General features: G+C 63.3%; 16 protein-coding genes. 6 read left to right on the top strand and 10 right to left on the bottom strand.

Features of this window, described 5'->3' with window-relative positions:
* Nucleotides 1-144: 144 nt before the first annotated feature.
* From BA190_RS03445 to BA190_RS03425, 5 genes are all read left to right on the top strand, one after another.
* A complete protein-coding gene (locus tag BA190_RS03445; RefSeq protein ID WP_068282599.1) occupies nt 145-2,826 on the top strand; it encodes a ribonuclease E/G in 2,682 nt (893 codons plus the stop codon).
* Between the two features lie 363 nt (nt 2,827-3,189).
* Nucleotides 3,190-3,969: an NAD kinase gene (locus BA190_RS03440; protein ID WP_068282596.1), complete on the top strand. Its 780-nt coding sequence runs from the start codon at nt 3,190-3,192 to the stop codon at nt 3,967-3,969.
* Nucleotides 3,970-3,974: 5 nt separating this feature from the next.
* The gene (locus BA190_RS03435) at nt 3,975-4,577 is read left to right on the top strand and encodes a hypothetical protein (RefSeq protein ID WP_068282593.1); all 603 of its coding nucleotides are present in this window, start codon (nt 3,975-3,977) and stop codon (nt 4,575-4,577) included.
* Between the two features lie 30 nt (nt 4,578-4,607).
* Nucleotides 4,608-5,129 (top strand): CoA-binding protein, encoded by a 522-nt coding sequence (locus BA190_RS03430; protein WP_068282590.1) that lies wholly within the window; start codon nt 4,608-4,610, stop codon nt 5,127-5,129.
* A 155-nt stretch (nt 5,130-5,284) separates the two neighbouring features.
* Nucleotides 5,285-6,571: an O-acetylhomoserine aminocarboxypropyltransferase gene (locus BA190_RS03425; protein ID WP_068282587.1), complete on the top strand. Its 1,287-nt coding sequence runs from the start codon at nt 5,285-5,287 to the stop codon at nt 6,569-6,571.
* Here BA190_RS03425 and BA190_RS03420 read toward each other — a convergent pair.
* A complete protein-coding gene (locus BA190_RS03420) occupies nt 6,550-7,635 on the bottom strand; it encodes a COX15/CtaA family protein (RefSeq protein WP_245314529.1) in 1,086 nt (361 codons plus the stop codon). The two genes, BA190_RS03425 and BA190_RS03420, sit on opposite strands and share 22 nt — an antisense overlap.
* A 331-nt stretch (nt 7,636-7,966) precedes the next feature.
* Between BA190_RS03420 and BA190_RS03415 the strand changes: the two genes are divergently transcribed.
* Nucleotides 7,967-8,200 (top strand): DUF2842 domain-containing protein, encoded by a 234-nt coding sequence (locus tag BA190_RS03415; RefSeq protein ID WP_068283011.1) that lies wholly within the window; start codon nt 7,967-7,969, stop codon nt 8,198-8,200.
* A 153-nt stretch (nt 8,201-8,353) separates the two neighbouring features.
* Here BA190_RS03415 and BA190_RS03410 read toward each other — a convergent pair whose 3' ends face one another.
* From BA190_RS03410 to sufB, 9 genes are all read right to left on the bottom strand, one after another.
* Nucleotides 8,354-8,884 carry a DsbA family protein gene (locus tag BA190_RS03410; protein WP_068282584.1) on the bottom strand — a complete coding sequence of 177 codons (531 nt, stop codon included), beginning with the start codon at nt 8,882-8,884 and terminating at the stop codon, nt 8,354-8,356.
* Nucleotides 8,884-9,153 (bottom strand): DUF1467 family protein, encoded by a 270-nt coding sequence (locus tag BA190_RS03405; protein ID WP_068282581.1) that lies wholly within the window; start codon nt 9,151-9,153, stop codon nt 8,884-8,886. Before BA190_RS03405 ends, BA190_RS03410 begins: the two co-directional genes overlap by 1 nt.
* 33 nt (nt 9,154-9,186) lie before the next feature.
* Complete coding sequence (locus BA190_RS03400) at nt 9,187-9,552, bottom strand: TfoX/Sxy family protein (RefSeq protein ID WP_068282579.1); 366 nt, start codon at nt 9,550-9,552, stop codon at nt 9,187-9,189.
* Nucleotides 9,553-9,564: 12 nt separating this feature from the next.
* Nucleotides 9,565-9,942: an iron-sulfur cluster assembly accessory protein gene (locus BA190_RS03395; RefSeq protein WP_068283007.1), complete on the bottom strand. Its 378-nt coding sequence runs from the start codon at nt 9,940-9,942 to the stop codon at nt 9,565-9,567.
* A gap of 111 nt (nt 9,943-10,053) precedes the next feature.
* Nucleotides 10,054-10,437, bottom strand: a complete 384-nt coding sequence (locus BA190_RS03390) for an SUF system Fe-S cluster assembly protein (RefSeq protein ID WP_068282576.1) — start codon at nt 10,435-10,437, stop codon at nt 10,054-10,056.
* A gap of 11 nt (nt 10,438-10,448) precedes the next feature.
* The gene (locus BA190_RS03385) at nt 10,449-11,693 is read right to left on the bottom strand and encodes a cysteine desulfurase (RefSeq protein WP_068282574.1); all 1,245 of its coding nucleotides are present in this window, start codon (nt 11,691-11,693) and stop codon (nt 10,449-10,451) included.
* Nucleotides 11,694-11,803: 110 nt separating this feature from the next.
* Nucleotides 11,804-13,126, bottom strand: a complete 1,323-nt coding sequence (sufD, locus tag BA190_RS03380; protein WP_068282571.1) for a Fe-S cluster assembly protein SufD — start codon at nt 13,124-13,126, stop codon at nt 11,804-11,806.
* A gap of 2 nt (nt 13,127-13,128) precedes the next feature.
* Entirely contained in the window at nt 13,129-13,875 is a 747-nt protein-coding gene (sufC, locus tag BA190_RS03375; protein WP_068282568.1) for a Fe-S cluster assembly ATPase SufC, read from the bottom strand.
* Between the two features lie 54 nt (nt 13,876-13,929).
* Nucleotides 13,930-15,402, bottom strand: coding sequence for a Fe-S cluster assembly protein SufB (sufB, locus tag BA190_RS03370; protein ID WP_068282566.1), 1,473 nt, complete (start codon nt 15,400-15,402; stop codon nt 13,930-13,932).
* Between the last annotated feature and the right edge of the window lie 3 nt (nt 15,403-15,405).

Below are 15,405 nucleotides of genomic sequence, written 5' to 3'. Positions count from 1 at the left end.
CGGGACATACCATTCGCCCCTCATCGAGCCTTGTCCCAGCCAACAGAGCAAGCGCCTGCCGCATCGGCAGGGCTGTATCGGTGTTCGTCGCCAGCAGCCCCGTCGCGCATGACCCCGGCCGCGCTTGCCAGAGAGAAAATAATAATGGCCAACAAAATGTTGATCGACGCCGCCCACCCGGAGGAAACCCGGGTCGTGGTGGTCCGCGGCAATCGCGTCGAGGAGTTTGACTTCGAGGCAGCCAATCGCAAGCAGCTGCGCGGCAATATCTATCTTGCCAAGGTTACCCGCGTTGAACCGTCCCTTCAGGCGGCCTTCGTGGAATATGGCGGCAACCGCCATGGCTTCCTCGCCTTCTCGGAAATTCATCCCGACTACTATCAGATCCCCGTTGCCGATCGCCTGGCCTTGCTGGCCGAGGAACAGCGCTCGCATCGCGACGAGGATGAAGACGAGGAAAACGGCAACGCCAATGGCGCGAGCGAAGGACGCCGGAGCGGTTCGCGCCGTCGCCGTGGGCGCGGCCAGAACCGCACCGAGGCCGCGGAAGCCGAGACGGCTGCCGTCGTCGCTTCTGCGCCCGAGCCTGAAGCGTCCGAGGACAGCACCGGCGAGGAAGGCGGTTCGGGCGGAATCGTCGAGGTCGGCTCCGGCTCCGACGAGGAGCATGTCGAGGCACTCGGCGGCGGGGATGTCGCCGACGACATCCCCGAGCGTGTCTCCCGCCCCCGCAAGCAGTACAAGATCCAGGAAGTGATCAAGCGTCGCCAGGTGCTGTTGGTCCAGGTCGTCAAGGAAGAGCGCGGCAACAAGGGCGCTGCCCTCACCACCTATCTTTCGCTCGCCGGCCGCTATTCGGTGCTGATGCCCAACACCGCCCGTGGCGGCGGCATCTCCCGCAAGATCACCAATGCCGTCGACCGCAAGCGCCTGAAGGCCGTGGCCGGCGAACTCGACGTGCCTGATGGCATGGGTGTGATCCTGCGCACGGCCGGTGCCTCGCGCACCAAGGTCGAGATCAAGCGCGACTTCGAATATCTGCTGCGCCTGTGGGAGAACGTGCGTGATCTCACGCTGAAATCCGCGGCTCCGACGCTCGTCTATGAAGAGGGCTCGCTGATCAAGCGCTCGATCCGCGACCTCTACAACAAGGATATCGACGAGGTGATCGTCGCCGGCGATGAGGGCTATCGCGAGGCCAAGGACTTCATGCGCATGCTCATGCCGAGCCATGCCAAGAACGTGCAGGCCTATCGCGAGGCGGCGCCGCTGTTCCAGCGTTTCGGCGTGGAAGCCCAGCTCGATGCGATGTTCTCGCCCTCCGTCAGCCTGAAATCGGGCGGCTACATCGTCATCAACCAGACCGAGGCGCTGGTTTCGATCGACGTCAACTCGGGCCGCGCCACGCGCGAGCACAATATCGAGGACACCGCCCTCAAGACCAATCTCGAAGCGGCGGAGGAAATCTCCCGCCAGCTGCGCCTGCGCGACCTTGCCGGCCTGATCGTCATCGATTTCATCGACATGGACGAGAGCCGCAACAACCGCTCGGTCGAGCGCAAGCTCAAGGATTGCCTGAAGAACGACAGGGCCCGCATCCAGGTCGGCCGCATCTCGCATTTCGGCCTGATGGAGATGTCGCGCCAGCGTATCCGCACCGGCGTGCTGGAATCTTCCACCGAAGTATGCGCCCATTGCGGCGGCAGCGGCCATGTCCGCTCCGTTACCTCGGTGGCGCTGCACATCCTGCGCGCCCTGGAAGACCAGCTTCTCAAGAGCGCCACGCACAATCTGGTGCTGCGCACCCGGACGGCCACCGCGCTCTACGTGCTCAACCACAAGCGTGGCCATCTCTACGCGCTTGAGGCTCGTTTCGGCGTCTCGATCACGGTCAGCGCCGATGAGACCATCGTGGGCAACCAGAACTACCTGATCGAGCGCGGCGATATCGCCACGCCGCTGGAACCCCGCCCCGTGGCGACCACGGTCCAGGTCGATTCCTTCCCGCCGGCCGAAGAAGTGGCCGAAGCCGAGATCGAAGTCGAAGCCGACGAGGAGGAGGAAAAGGAGGCCGAGGGCGGCCGCAAGCCGCGCCATCAGGCCGCCGATGGCGAAGCCGAAGGCGGGGAAGGCGGGCGCAAGCGCCGCCGCCGCCGTCGCCGCCGTCGGGGTAATGGCACCGGCACCGAGGCGGATGCACAGAACGCCGCCAATGAAAACGAGGGTGAAAGCGAAGGTGAAGGCGAGGATGCTGCGCCGGCTGCCGAGCAGGTCACCGCCGAGTCCCCCGTCGCCGAGGAGGTGACAACGCCTCCGGCCGCCGAAGCGGCCGCACCGAGCGAAGATGAGAGTGCCGATGCCGGCAAGCGCCGCCGCCGCGGGCGTCGTGGCGGTCGCCGCGAGGCCGAGGTGGAGACGCCGGCCGTTGACGAAGCCGAAGCGCCCGCAGCCGAGGCTTCTGCTTCTGAAGTCGCGACCGTTGAAGCCGTGGCAGCAGAAGCCGTCGAGGCCCCCGCCGTCGCCGAGGTCGCACCCGAGGCGGTCGTCGAGGAAAAGCCGAAGCCCAAGCGCCGGGGTCGCAAGCAGGTAGCGATCAAGACCGAAGCGGAGAGCGAGCCTACGCCGGTCCCTGCTCCGGAGGCCGAGCCCGTTCAGGCTGAGCAGCCCCCGGCACCGGCTCCAGTCGCCGAGCCGGAGCCCGTTCAGGAAGCTGTGGCATCTGCCGCGGCGCGCGAAGTCGTGGTGTCCAACCCTTCCGCCTATGTCTATGTCGACGCCGTCGATCCGGCCAAGCCGAAGAAGGCCGGATGGTGGTCGAAGAAATGATGTGATCGACGTGAGCAGAGGGCGTTCGCGGCTGAACACCCTCTGTTTCGTCCCCTCGTTTCCGGGCCGTTCCGACCACAGGCCAGAGTGGCTTTACGATTCGAGGTGCTGTGCCTGACAGCAGGGTTCTCAAGCGTGTTTAGAGGCGCCGCACTGATCGTCAGTGCGGCGTTTTCTTATGCCCCGCCCATGCTTGGGGAACCGTCTATGCAGTTCCAGCTGCCTCTGCCGATCGCAAGATGCTTTGAGCATTGGCAGCCGGCATTTTTTCGCGATAGGCTGGCGCCGGGCATGCGTCGCCTGCCTTACCCATCGACCCGGGCTTGCCCTGGTCCAGCGAACATTCCCATTGCGATTCCATTCGTGACCAGCAAACACCATTTCGATAAGATCGCCTTCGTGGCCACCGCGACCGCTTCGGCACGCAAGGCGCTCAAGTCGCTCACGGACCGCTATGGCAACGTCCCGATCGAGGAGGCGGAGGTTGTCGTCGCTCTCGGCGGTGATGGCCTCATGCTGCAGACATTGCACAGACTGATGGGCCGCAAGCTTCCGATTTACGGCATGAATCGTGGCTCCGTCGGCTTCCTGATGAACGAGTTCCGCGAAAACGACCTGCATGACCGCTTGGCCAAGGCCCGGCGCAGCGTGGTGCATCCGCTTGCGATGTGCGCGGTCGACACGCGAGGCCAGGCATCGAAATCCTACGCCATCAACGAGGTGTCGCTGCTGCGCGCCCGTTTCCAGGCAGCCAAGCTGAGGATTTCGATCGATGAGCATGTCCGGCTGGAGAGCCTGATCTGCGATGGCCTGATCGTAGCGACGCCTGCCGGATCGACCGCCTATAATCTGTCAGCCAACGGTCCGATCCTGCCCCTGGAGGCGCCCCTGCTGGCGCTCACCCCGATCTCGGCGTTTCGCCCTCGCCGCTGGCGCGGTGCCATCCTGCCGCAGCGCGCGCGCGTCACCATAGAAGTGCTGGAGCCGGCCAAACGGCCGGTCAATGCGGTCGGCGACAATGTCGAGGTCAAGGACGTGCAGCGCGTCGAGATAGCCATGGATTCGTCGCAAGACCTCGTCATGCTGCATGATCCGGGGCATTCGCTCGACGAACGCATCCTGCGCGAGCAATTCGATTGGTAGCCGACATGCACGCTTCCACCTTCAGGCAATTCGCCCGCCGCCTATGTCTTGCTTCGGGCCTGGCTCTATCGGCCTGTTTCCTGGTCGGTCCGGCCGGTGCGAGCGACGACCAGGTCAAGCTGACCGCGCCGATGGTGGAGAAATTCATTGCCGCCCGCGCCGAGTTGACGGTCCTTGCCGCCGATCTCACCAAGAAATATGGCGACCGTTCCGACACGCCCGGCGACGATCCGGTGGCCTCCCTGCCGGCATTCCAGGACATCGCCGAAGCCAAGACACGCACCGATGCGATCCTGGCCAAATATGATTTCAAGGATCTCGATGCGCTCGATATCGTCACCAACTCGGTGATGCTGGCCTATCAGGCCGATGTCCCCGACAATAACGGCGCCGCCGACAGCGGCCAGAACGATCCCGAGGCAGACAAGGCCAAGGCACGGGCCGAGATCGAGGCGGACCAAAGCCTCACTCCCGAAAAGAAGAAGGAAGCGCTGCAGCAGCTCGACGAGCAGTTTGCCTCTCTGCAAGCCTTGACTCCCCTTCCCGGCAATGCCGAGGTGGTGAAACCCTTCCTCGACAAGCTCAAACCGATTGCCGAAGCCAATTGATTGATAGATCGACGACCGGCGGATGTGTGAATGAACCACGACAGCTATTCTGACGACTATATCGGCGACATCCTGCGCAAGGTTCACAGCATTGCCATGGTCGGCGCTTCGGCCAATGAGGTTCGGCCGAGTTATTTCGTGCTGAAATATCTCAAGCTGCGTGGCTATCAGATGTTCCCGATCAATCCGGGCCTCGCCGGCAAGACCATCCTGGATCTGCCGGTTTATGCCAGCCTGGCAGCCTTGCCCGGCCCCGTCGACATGGTCGACATCTTCCGCAATTCCGAGGCAGCCGGCGCGGTGGTCGACGAAATCCTGGCCCTGCCTGTCCTGCCCAAGGTGATCTGGATGCAGTTGACCGTGCGCAACGATGCGGCGGCTGCGAAAGCGGAAGCCGCCGGCATCGAGGTGGTGATGAATCGCTGCCCCAAGATCGAATATGGCCGACTTTCCGGCGAGATCGGCTGGGCCGGTGTCAATTCCGGCGCCATTTCTTCCAAACGCGCGACACGCGACAATCGCGGCTTCCAGCGCCTCGGCCTGCGCCGGTAGGCTGCTGATACTGTCTGTCATTGCGAGCACAGCGAAGCAATCCAGAGACCTCCTACAAAAACTGGATTGCTTCGCTGCGCTCGCAATGACACCAATTCACCAATGCCGCGTCATTGCGGCCAAGCATTCCACAAGACCATCCAAGGAGGATCATGATGTCGGCTGGGCAACAACCAGGGTTTTCAACGCTTGCCGTTCACGCGGGCGCACAACCCGACCCGACCACAGGCGCGCGCGCCACCCCGATCTACCAGACGACGTCCTTCGTCTTCGACGATGTCGACCATGCAGCCTCGCTATTCGGGCTGCAGGCTTTCGGCAACATCTATTCGCGCATCACCAACCCCACCAATGCGGTGCTGGAAGAGCGCGTCGCCGCGCTGGAAGGCGGCACCGCCGCCTTGGCCGTCGCCTCGGGCCATGCCGCACAGATGTTGGTGTTCCATACCCTATTGCAGCCGGGTGACGAGTTCATCGCCTCCAACAAGCTCTATGGCGGCTCGATCAACCAGTTCAACCATTCCTTCCGCTCGTTCGACTGGAACGTGCGCTGGGCCGATGCCAATGATCCTTCCACTTTTGCCGCGGCGGTGACGCCGAAGACCAAGGCGATCTTCATCGAATCCATCGCCAATCCCGGCGGCATCATCACCGACATCGCCGCCATTGCCGCCATCGCCAAGAAGGCCGGCGTACCGCTGATCGTCGACAACACCCTGGCCTCGCCCTATCTCACCCGCCCGATCGATTTCGGCGCCGACATCGTGGTCCACTCGGCCACCAAATTCCTGGGCGGGCACGGCAACTCGATCGGCGGCGTCATCGTCGACGGCGGCAAGTTCGACTGGCTCTCCTCGGGCCGCTATCCCTTCCTGTCGGCACCGCGCCCGGAATATAACGGCATCGTCATCGGCGAGACCTTCGGCAATTTCGCCTTCGCCATCGCCGCGCGGGTGCTCGGTCTGCGCGACCTCGGCCCGGCGCTGTCGCCCTTCAACGCCTTCCTGATCCTGACGGGCATCGAGACTCTGCCGCTGCGCATGCAAAAGCACTCGGACAACGCACTCGCAGTCGCGCAATATCTGGCCGAGCATCCGGGCGTGGCCTGGGTGTCCTATCCTGGCCTCGATGCCGACCGTTACAACGCCCTCGCCCGCAAATACTGCCCCAAGGGCGCTGGGGCGGTGTTCACCTTCGGCCTGAAGGGCGGCAACGAGGCCGGTATCCAGCTGGTATCGAACGTCAAACTGTTCTCGCATCTCGCCAATGTCGGCGATACCCGCTCGCTGATCATTCACCCGGCCTCGACCACCCATCGGCAATTGTCCGACGAGCAGAAGAAGGCAGCGGGCGCAGGTCCCGACGTGGTGCGCATTTCGGTCGGCATCGAGGATGTCAACGACATCATTGCCGACCTCGATCAGGCCCTCGCCGGAGACTGAGGCGCCGGCCCGGCAACCAGCCGCTGTGCGTGCACAGTCGCAGCTGTGAGCAGCAGGACGCCGCCGAGCTGGTGCAGGATGCCTGCCCAGAGCGGCACGACCAGCACGAGCGTGATGATACCGATCACGGCCTGGCTCAGCGCCACGGCCGCCACCAGCAGGGCCCGGCCGCGCGCCGGGCCGTTGCCGCCACGCACAGCCAGCCAGGCCTGCAGCAGAGCCAGCGCCACGATGAGATAGGCCACCATGCGGTGCTGGAACTGCACGGTCAGCGCGTTCTCGAAATGGTTCACCCAGGTGGGTGCCATGATGTAGAGATTGTTCAGCGTCGGGATGAAATGGCCGTCCATCAGAGGCCAGGTGTTGTAGGCCATGCCGGCCCTCAGGCCGGCCACCAGGCCGCCCATGAAGATCTGAACCAGGATCAGCGGCACCAGGGCGTAGGCAATCGCCCTCGCAGCTCCGGGCACGGCCCCGCTGAAGCGTTCTTCCTTGAGCGAGGATGCCACCCAGACGATCGCAGTGAGAATGAGACAGGCCAGGGTCAGGTGCATGGCCAGGCGATATTCGGAGACCTCTGTCCGATCGGCGAGGCCCGATTTCACCATCCACCAGCCCAGCAATCCCTGGCTGCCCCCGAGCGCGAGCAGGCCGACCAGCTTCACGGTGAGCCTGGGCGTGAGCCAGCCGCGCAGCCAGAAGATCAGGAACGGCACGGCGAAGACGATGCCGATCAGGCGGCCCAACAGGCGGTGGCTCCACTCCCACCAATAGATGAACTTGAACTCCTCGAGCGTCATGCCGAGGTTCAGCTTCACATATTGCGGGATCTGCTTGTATTTCTCGAATTCGGCCGCCCATTCGCTGGCGGACAGCGGCGGAATGGTGCCCTTGATCGGTTGCCATTCGGTGATCGACAGCCCGGATTCGGTCAGGCGCGTGGCGCCGCCCACCACCACCATGGCAATTACCAGCACCGCTACGACGACAAGCCAGGCGCGGATGGCAGCGAGGTGGCCGCGACTCATGCCGATGGTGGCGGGATTGTCTGCAATGGCGGCCACGTTGATTGCCTTTCCTGATCGACCGGCTCGCATCGCGCGCTTTGCGACATCTGGAACGCGCAGCGAAACACCAAGCCGGAAGAAAGAAGCGTTTCCGTCGAAACGCTCTTTGTTCTAAAGCGTTTTGCGATTACATGGAATCACCTTGAATCGCAAAGACGCGTCGAAACAAGGAGTTAGAGCAAATAAGCGTTCGGTCCCGAACGCGCTTTGCTCTAGGGCGCACAGATATAGAAATCGCCTGGCCGGAGCAACGCGCGCTCGCGTCGCACTTCAAAGGCAATACCCGCCTCGCCGCTCCGTGCCGGCGCTGGCCACGGAGTTCGAGATCATGGCCCAGGACTACAAGGTCCCGTCCCTGCGCAAACTGGTCGGTTCGCTGGCGATGCTGGTGCTGGTCGTGGTCTACGCCCTCCTCGCCATGGCCTTGGCGGAAGGCCGCATCACCGATGCCCCCGCCTGGCTGCAACCCATCCTCTATGCCGTTCTGGGCCTTGCCTGGATCTTCCCGGCCATGCTCATCATCAAATGGATGGAAAAGCCTGGGAGCAAGCCGAAGGGATAGGCCGGGTAACCGCCCGCCCCTCCCCCTGGTGTGCCGATCTTCAGATCGGCACTTTTCGAGAAAGCCGGCGGAATGCCGATCTGAGGATCGGCACACCATACTGCACCCACCTTCCCTTACCGGGGCGGCAACACGCGCGACGCTAACCCTCGCTCAGCGGCCCCCCTCCGCGGCAGCCAGCAGGGCCGCATGCAGCCCCCTGAGATCGCGCCGGCCATCATGACGGGCGCCATTGATGAACAGGGTCGGCGTCGCATTCACGCCGCTGGCGATGCCGCTCTGGAAATCGAGCTCGATCCTGGCGGCATAGCGCCCGGCCAAGGCTGCCTCGACGACTTCCTGGCCGAGGCCGAGCCGGCGCCCGTAACTGCGCAGCGCCCTGTCATCGAGTGCGTGCTGGTTGTCGTAGAGGATGCGATGCGCCTCCCAGAACCGCCCGACTTCCCCCGCCGCCTCGGCCAGGCCGGCGGCATGCAGGGCATAGGGATGCGGCTCGACCAGGGGAAAATGCCGGAAGACATAGCGCAGCCTGTCACCCATCAGACGCTGGACGCCGTCGATCACGCCGACGGTCTCCCCGCAATAGGGGCATTCGAAATCGCCATATTCGACCAGAGTGACCGGCGCATCGGCCGGCCCCTTCACATGGTCCTGCGCACCGACATCGCGTGAGAGCACGGCCATTATTGCTTCAGGTCCGGTACGATGTCGAAGATCTGGTGCGGCATCCAATGTTTCGACACGACAAGGTAGACGCAGGTGAAGATCGCCACGGCGATCACCGTGGTGATGCCCGCCTTCTTCAGCAGCATCGGCCTTTGCGGCGCCCCAGCCTCGGTGCCTGGCACCACCTCGCCGCCCTCGAACTGGCTCTTCACGCCAAGCGGCAGCACGGCGAACAGCGTCATCCACCAGATGACGAAGAACAGGGCGATCGAAAGCACGATGGACATGGCGACGGTCCGATATCGAGGATACGAGAACACTCACAAACGCTGCGACGTGCTCTTCCTGGAACGTTTTGCTTTAGACGCCTGCTTCGGCGCGCGCAAGGAAACCATGAGGCCGAGCCGAGCCCATTTCAGCGCCTCGTCGGGATCGTCCAGCGCCTGGTCCGGCAAGCTCCAATAAGGCAGCTGCACGTCCCGGTTCTTGCCCCTGTAGCGGAAAGGGCGCGAACCTGCCTGTTCGAACAGAGGCTGGCTCTCGGCATCCGCCTTGATCCAGATCTCATCGAAAGCACCGAGTGCGAAGACCACGCCATCGGAATAAAGGCCGCCCCCGCCGAACAAGCGCCGAATGGATAGACCCGGCATACCGGCGAAGAGATCGCGCAGATGCTCGTGATCCATCCTGCGACAGCCTCAGGCCGTTGCTTCCAGCGCGCCACTCGCAGCCGGCGTGATCGCCACCGACTCGCCGCAGCCGCAGGCGGAGGTCTGATTGGGGTTGTTGAACACGAACTGAGCCGAAAGCTTGTCGGTCTTGTAGTCCATCTCGGTGCCGAGCAGAAACAGCACGGCCTTGGGATCGATCAGGACCTTGACACCCTTGTCCTCGACCACCTCGTCGAGCGGGTTGGCCGTTTCGGCATATTCCATCGTGTAGGACATACCGGCGCAGCCGCCATTCTTGACGCCGACGCGCACGCCTTCATAGGGCCGCTCGGCATTGGCCATGATGGCCTTGATCTTGTCGGCCGCGGCATCGGTCAGCGAAACGACCTTGAACTTCGGGCGGATCTTGCTCACTGGAACACTCCAACAACACCGGGTTCAAGGCCCGGCGCTCGGTTTACCCCACGAATATAAGCGCGACTCGGCGCGAATGCGAGAGGGAGGGAATTGGATCCCTCACCACATATCCAGCGCGACGCGTGCTTCATCGGACATGCGCGACTGGTCCCACGGCGGATCGAAAACCATCTTCACCTGGACCTCGGAAACGCCAGGCACGCTCGCCACGGCATTCTCCACCCAGCCGGGCATCTCGCCCGCAACCGGGCAACCTGGCGCCGTGAGCGTCATGTCGATGCTCACCTTGCGATCGTCGGCGATCTCGACACGGTAGATCAGGCCGAGCTCGTAGATGTCGGCCGGAATTTCCGGATCGTAGACGGTCTTGAGGGCGGCCACGATCGCATCGGTCAGCCGATCGATCTCTTCCGGCGGCAAGGCCGTCGCCCCTGCGACAGCCGGTTCATTGGGCCGGGTCTCGGCCAGATTTCCGTCGGCCATCACTGCCTCCGTCATGCGAAAAAGCTCTGCGCCTTGATCAGCGCCTCGACCAGTGCATCTACCTCGTCGAGCGTATTGTAAAGCCCGAAGGAGGCGCGGCAGGTCGAAGTTACGCCATATCGCGCCAAAAGCGGTTGAGCGCAATGCGTTCCTGCGCGCACCGCGATACCGTAGCGATCCAGTACGGTCGCTACGTCATGGGCATGGGCATTCTTCAACTCGAAGGAGACGATACCGCCCTTGCCCGGCGCTTCACCGAAAATCCGGATCGAATTGAGCTTGGATAGGCGCTCCTGGGCATAATGCAGGAGCTTCTCCTCGTGAGCCCGGATGTTATCACGGCCAAGCGCCATCATATAGTCCACCGCGGCGCCCAGGCCGATCGCCTGCACGATCGGCGGCGTGCCGGCTTCGAAGCGATGGGGCGGCGTGGCATAGGTGATGTCATCTTCGGTCACCTCGCCGATCATCTCGCCGCCGCCATTGAAGGGGGGCATACGCTCCAGCCATTCCTTCTTGCCGTAGAGCACGCCGATGCCGGTGGGCCCATACACCTTGTGGCCGGTGAAGGCATAGAAGTCGACGTCGAGATCCTGCACGTCGACGTCGAGATGCACGGCCCCCTGGCTGCCGTCGGCCAACACCGGAATGCCGCGGGCATGGGCCAAAGCAACGATTTCCTTGAGCGGCGTCACCGTGCCCAGCACGTTCGACATATGGGTGATCGCCACCATCTTGGTGCGCGGCCCCAGGAGTTTTTCGAAAGCCTCGATATCGAAGGAGCCGTCCTCGCGGATCGGCGCCCATTTCAGCACGGCACCGGCACGCTCGCGATGAAAGTGCCAGGGCACGATGTTGGAATGGTGCTCCATGATCGAGAGCACGATCTCGTCGCCCTCGCCGATCTCGAGCAGCCGCCCCATGGAGGCGGCGACGAGGTTGAGGGACTCCGTTGCGGAGCGCGAGAAGATGATCTGTTCAATCGAAGGCGCGTTGAGGAACTTGCGCACGCTCTCGCGGCCGGCCTCATAGGCTTCCGTCGCCGCATTCGCAAGGTAATGCAAGCCCCTGTGAACATTCGCATATTCATGGGTGTAGGCATGCATCATGCGATCGAGCACTGCCTGGGGCTTCTGGGCGGAAGCACCGTTGTCGAGATAGACCAGCGGCTTGCCGTGGACCTGCAGCGACAGGGCCGGAAAGTCGGCACGGACCTTGGCCAGGTCATAAGGAAGTGCGGCGACGGGCTTGTTCACGTTCCCATTCCTTCCAGCAGCGAGCTGCGGATTTGCGCGAAGCCTCGAATGGCGCCACGCCAGCATTCTTTGTCGAGGGGCGCCGTTCGCATGAATGGCGCCCGCCCGTGTCAGGCCCGCTTGTCGAGCCAGGCCTCGGTGAGGGCATTGAGCCGCTCACGCAGTTCCTCGTTCTCCACCGTCTCGATGGCCTCGCCGATGAAAGCCTGGACGAGGATCGCCTCGGCCTCCTTCTGCGGGATGCCGCGGGCCTTGCAGTAGAACAGGAGGTCCTCGTCCAGGGCGCCGCAGGTCGCGCCATGGGCGCAGACGACGTCGTCTGCGAAGATTTCGAGCTCCGGCTTGGCGTTGGCCTCTGCCGTTTCCGACAGCAGGAGCGAGCGGCTCATCATGCGTCCGTCGGTCTTCTGTGCGCCCTGACGGACCACGATCTTGCCCTGGAACACCGAGCGAGCTTCGTCGTCGATCACCGCGTGGAAGAGCTCGCGGCTCTCACCGCCAAGTGCCATGTGATCCACCACCAAAGTGGTGTCGGCATGACGCTTGCCGGCCAGCAGCGTGGCGCCCGACAGCACGATCTTGGCGTCGTCACCCCGATAGGTGACGAAGAGCTGGTTGCGCGCCACGGCGGCTCCCGCCTCCAGGGCAAAGCTCTGCAGCACCGACTCCTTGCCGAGCGAAGCCAGCACGGTGGAGATATGCTGGGCTTCGAGGCCCTGGACCTGGAAGCTGATGCGCTGCAATTCGGCCCCATCGCCGACCTTGACGGCGAGCGCCGCATTGGTCTGATGGGCAACGCCCTCCGGTCCCTCATAGCTATCGATCAGCGTCAGCTTGGCGCCGGCACCCAGGACCACCAGCGAACGCGTGAAGGTCGCCTGCGCCACCGTACCGGTGTGGCGGGTCTCGATGGCGACCGGCAGGCCGATCTCGACGCCTGCATCGACGCTCACCACCACGCCATCGCTCATGAAGGCGGTGTTGAGATCGAGCACCGCGTTGTCAGGCGCTCCGGCGCTGAGATCGGCGATGAGGGCATCATCCGTCGAGGCAAGCGCTTCGGCGAGCGAAGTCACCTTCAGCCCGGCCGGCAATGCCGCAATGTTCGACAGCGCCGGCGAATAGGCACCGTCGACGACGACCAGGCGAATATGGTCGAGCCCGGCGAGAAAATCCTCCGCCTTGCCCGCCGCAGCGGGCGTTCCCTGCGGACCGGTCGCGACGGGATTGGCATCGCGCATCAGGTTGCGCAGATCGGTATATTTCCACTCCTCGACCCGGCGATGCGGCAAACCGCTTTCGCGGAAACGGGCAATGGCCCCGTCGCGCAGGCCGCGCACAGCCGCGACACCGGGCAGCGCCTCGCGCAGGCCGCCGAACGCCTCGTCCAGCGCCGTCTCGGCCGAAGTCTTCACAGCAACGATATTGGCCATGGTTACGCAGCTTCCTCGTAGTCGCGATAGCCGTTGGCTTCGAGCTCGAGCGCCAGTTCCTTGCCGCCCGACTTCACGATCCGCCCCTTGGAGAGGACATGCACGCTGTCGGGCACGATGTGGTTGAGCAGGCGCTGATAATGGGTGATCACGATGAAGGAACGCTTGGGCGAGCGCAGCGCGTTCACGCCGTCGGCCACGATGCGCAAAGCGTCGATGTCGAGACCGGAATCGGTCTCGTCGAGCACGGCGAGGCTCGGCTGCAGCAGTGCCATCTGCAGGATTTCCATGCGCTTCTTTTCGCCGCCCGAGAAGCCGACATTGAAGGCACGGCGCAGCATTTCCTTCGAGATCTTAAGCTCGTCGGCCGCGCTGTTCACGCGCTTGATGAAGTCCGGCGTGGAAAGCTCGGCCTCGCCGCGCGCCTTGCGCTGGGCATTCAAGGCGGCCTTCAGGAAGGTCATGGTGGCGACGCCGGGAATTTCGAGCGGATACTGGAAGGCCAGGAAGACGCCGCGCGCCGCGCGCTCTTCGACCGGGATCTCGAGGATGTTCTCGCCGTCGAGCAGGATCTCGCCCTGCGTGACCTCATAATCCTCCTTGCCGGCCAGGATATAGGAGAGGGTCGACTTGCCGGAGCCGTTCGGGCCCATGATCGCCGCGACTTCGCCGTCCTTCACCGTGAGGCTCAGCCCCTGGATGATCGGCTTGCCGTCGATTTCGGCATGGAGGTTCTTGATTTCGAGCATCGTAGAGTTCCTGGAAATAGTGACGCCGCAGCGTGAAAGATGTGATGCGCCGGCTCAGCCGACACTGCCCTCGAGGCTGATGGAGATGAGCTTCTGCGCTTCGACCGCGAATTCCATCGGCAGGTGCTGAAGCACGTCCTTGACGAAGCCGTTGACAATCAGGGCCGTGGCCTCCTCGGCCGACAAGCCGCGCTGGAGGCAGTAGAACAGCTGGTCGTCGGAAATCTTCGAGGTGGTGGCCTCATGCTCGAACACCGCAGTCGAGTTCTTCGACTCGATATAGGGCACGGTGTGCGCCCCGCAGTGCTCGCCGATCAGCAGCGAATCGCAATTGGTGAAGTTGCGGGCGCCCGTGGCCTTGCGATGGGCAGAGACAAGGCCACGATAGGTGTTGTTGGAATGGCCGGCCGAGATGCCCTTGGAGATGATCCGGCTCTTGGTGTTCTTGCCCAGATGGATCATCTTGGTGCCGCTATCGACCTGCTGGCGGCCGTTCGAGACTGCGATCGAGTAGAACTCGCCCTGGGAGCCTTCGCCGCGCAGGATGCAGGACGGGTATTTCCAGGTGATGGCCGAGCCGGTCTCCACCTGCGTCCAGGAGATCTTCGAGCGCGCACCGCGGCAATCGCCACGCTTGGTGACGAAATTATAGATGCCGCCCTTGCCCTCGGAGTCGCCCGGATACCAGTTTTGCACGGTGGAATATTTGATCTCGGCGTCCTCGAGCGCGATCAGCTCGACCACGGCGGCATGGAGCTGGTTCTCGTCACGCCTCGGGGCGGTGCAGCCTTCGAGATAGGAGACGTAGGCGCCCTTGTCGGCGATGATCAAAGTGCGCTCGAACTGGCCGGTCTTTTCCTCGTTGATGCGGAAATAGGTCGACAGCTCCATCGGGCAACGCACCCCCGGCGGCACATAGACGAAGGAACCGTCCGAGAACACGGCCGAGTTCAGAGTCGCATAGAAATTGTCGGTGGTCGGCACTACGGTGCCGAGATATTTCTTCACCAGGTCCGGATGCTCGCGCAGCGCTTCCGAAATCGAGCAGAAGATCACGCCGGCCTTTTTCAGTTCATCCTTGAAGGTGGTGACGACGGAAACCGAGTCGAACACCGCATCGACGGCAATGCGGTTGGCCGGCGCCACGCCTTCGAGGATTTCGACCTCGCGCAGGGGAATGCCGAGCTTCTCGTAGGTCTTGAGGATGGCCGGATCGATCTCGTCGAGCGATTTCGGCGCGGCGTTCTGCTTGGGCGCCGCATAGTAATAGAGATCCTGGAAGTCGATCGGCGGATATTCGACGCGCGCCCAGGTCGGTTCCTGCATGGTGATCCAGCGCCGGTAGGCGTCGAGGCGCCATTCGGTCATCCAGTCAGGCTCGCCCTTCTTGGCCGAGATATAGCGAACGATCTCTTCGGACAGGCCTTTGGGCGCAAGCTCCATCTCGATGTCCGTGACGAAGCCATATTTATACTGGTCGACGTCGATCGCCCGGACCTGTTCGACGGTTTCCTGGACTGCAGGCATGTT

The sequence above is a fragment of the Labrys sp. WJW genome (genome assembly GCF_001676615.1).
Lineage (GTDB): Bacteria > Pseudomonadota > Alphaproteobacteria > Rhizobiales > Labraceae > Labrys > Labrys sedimenti.
The sequence above is the reverse complement of the archived record's forward strand: the minus strand, read 5'-3'. Positions and strand labels throughout refer to the sequence as shown.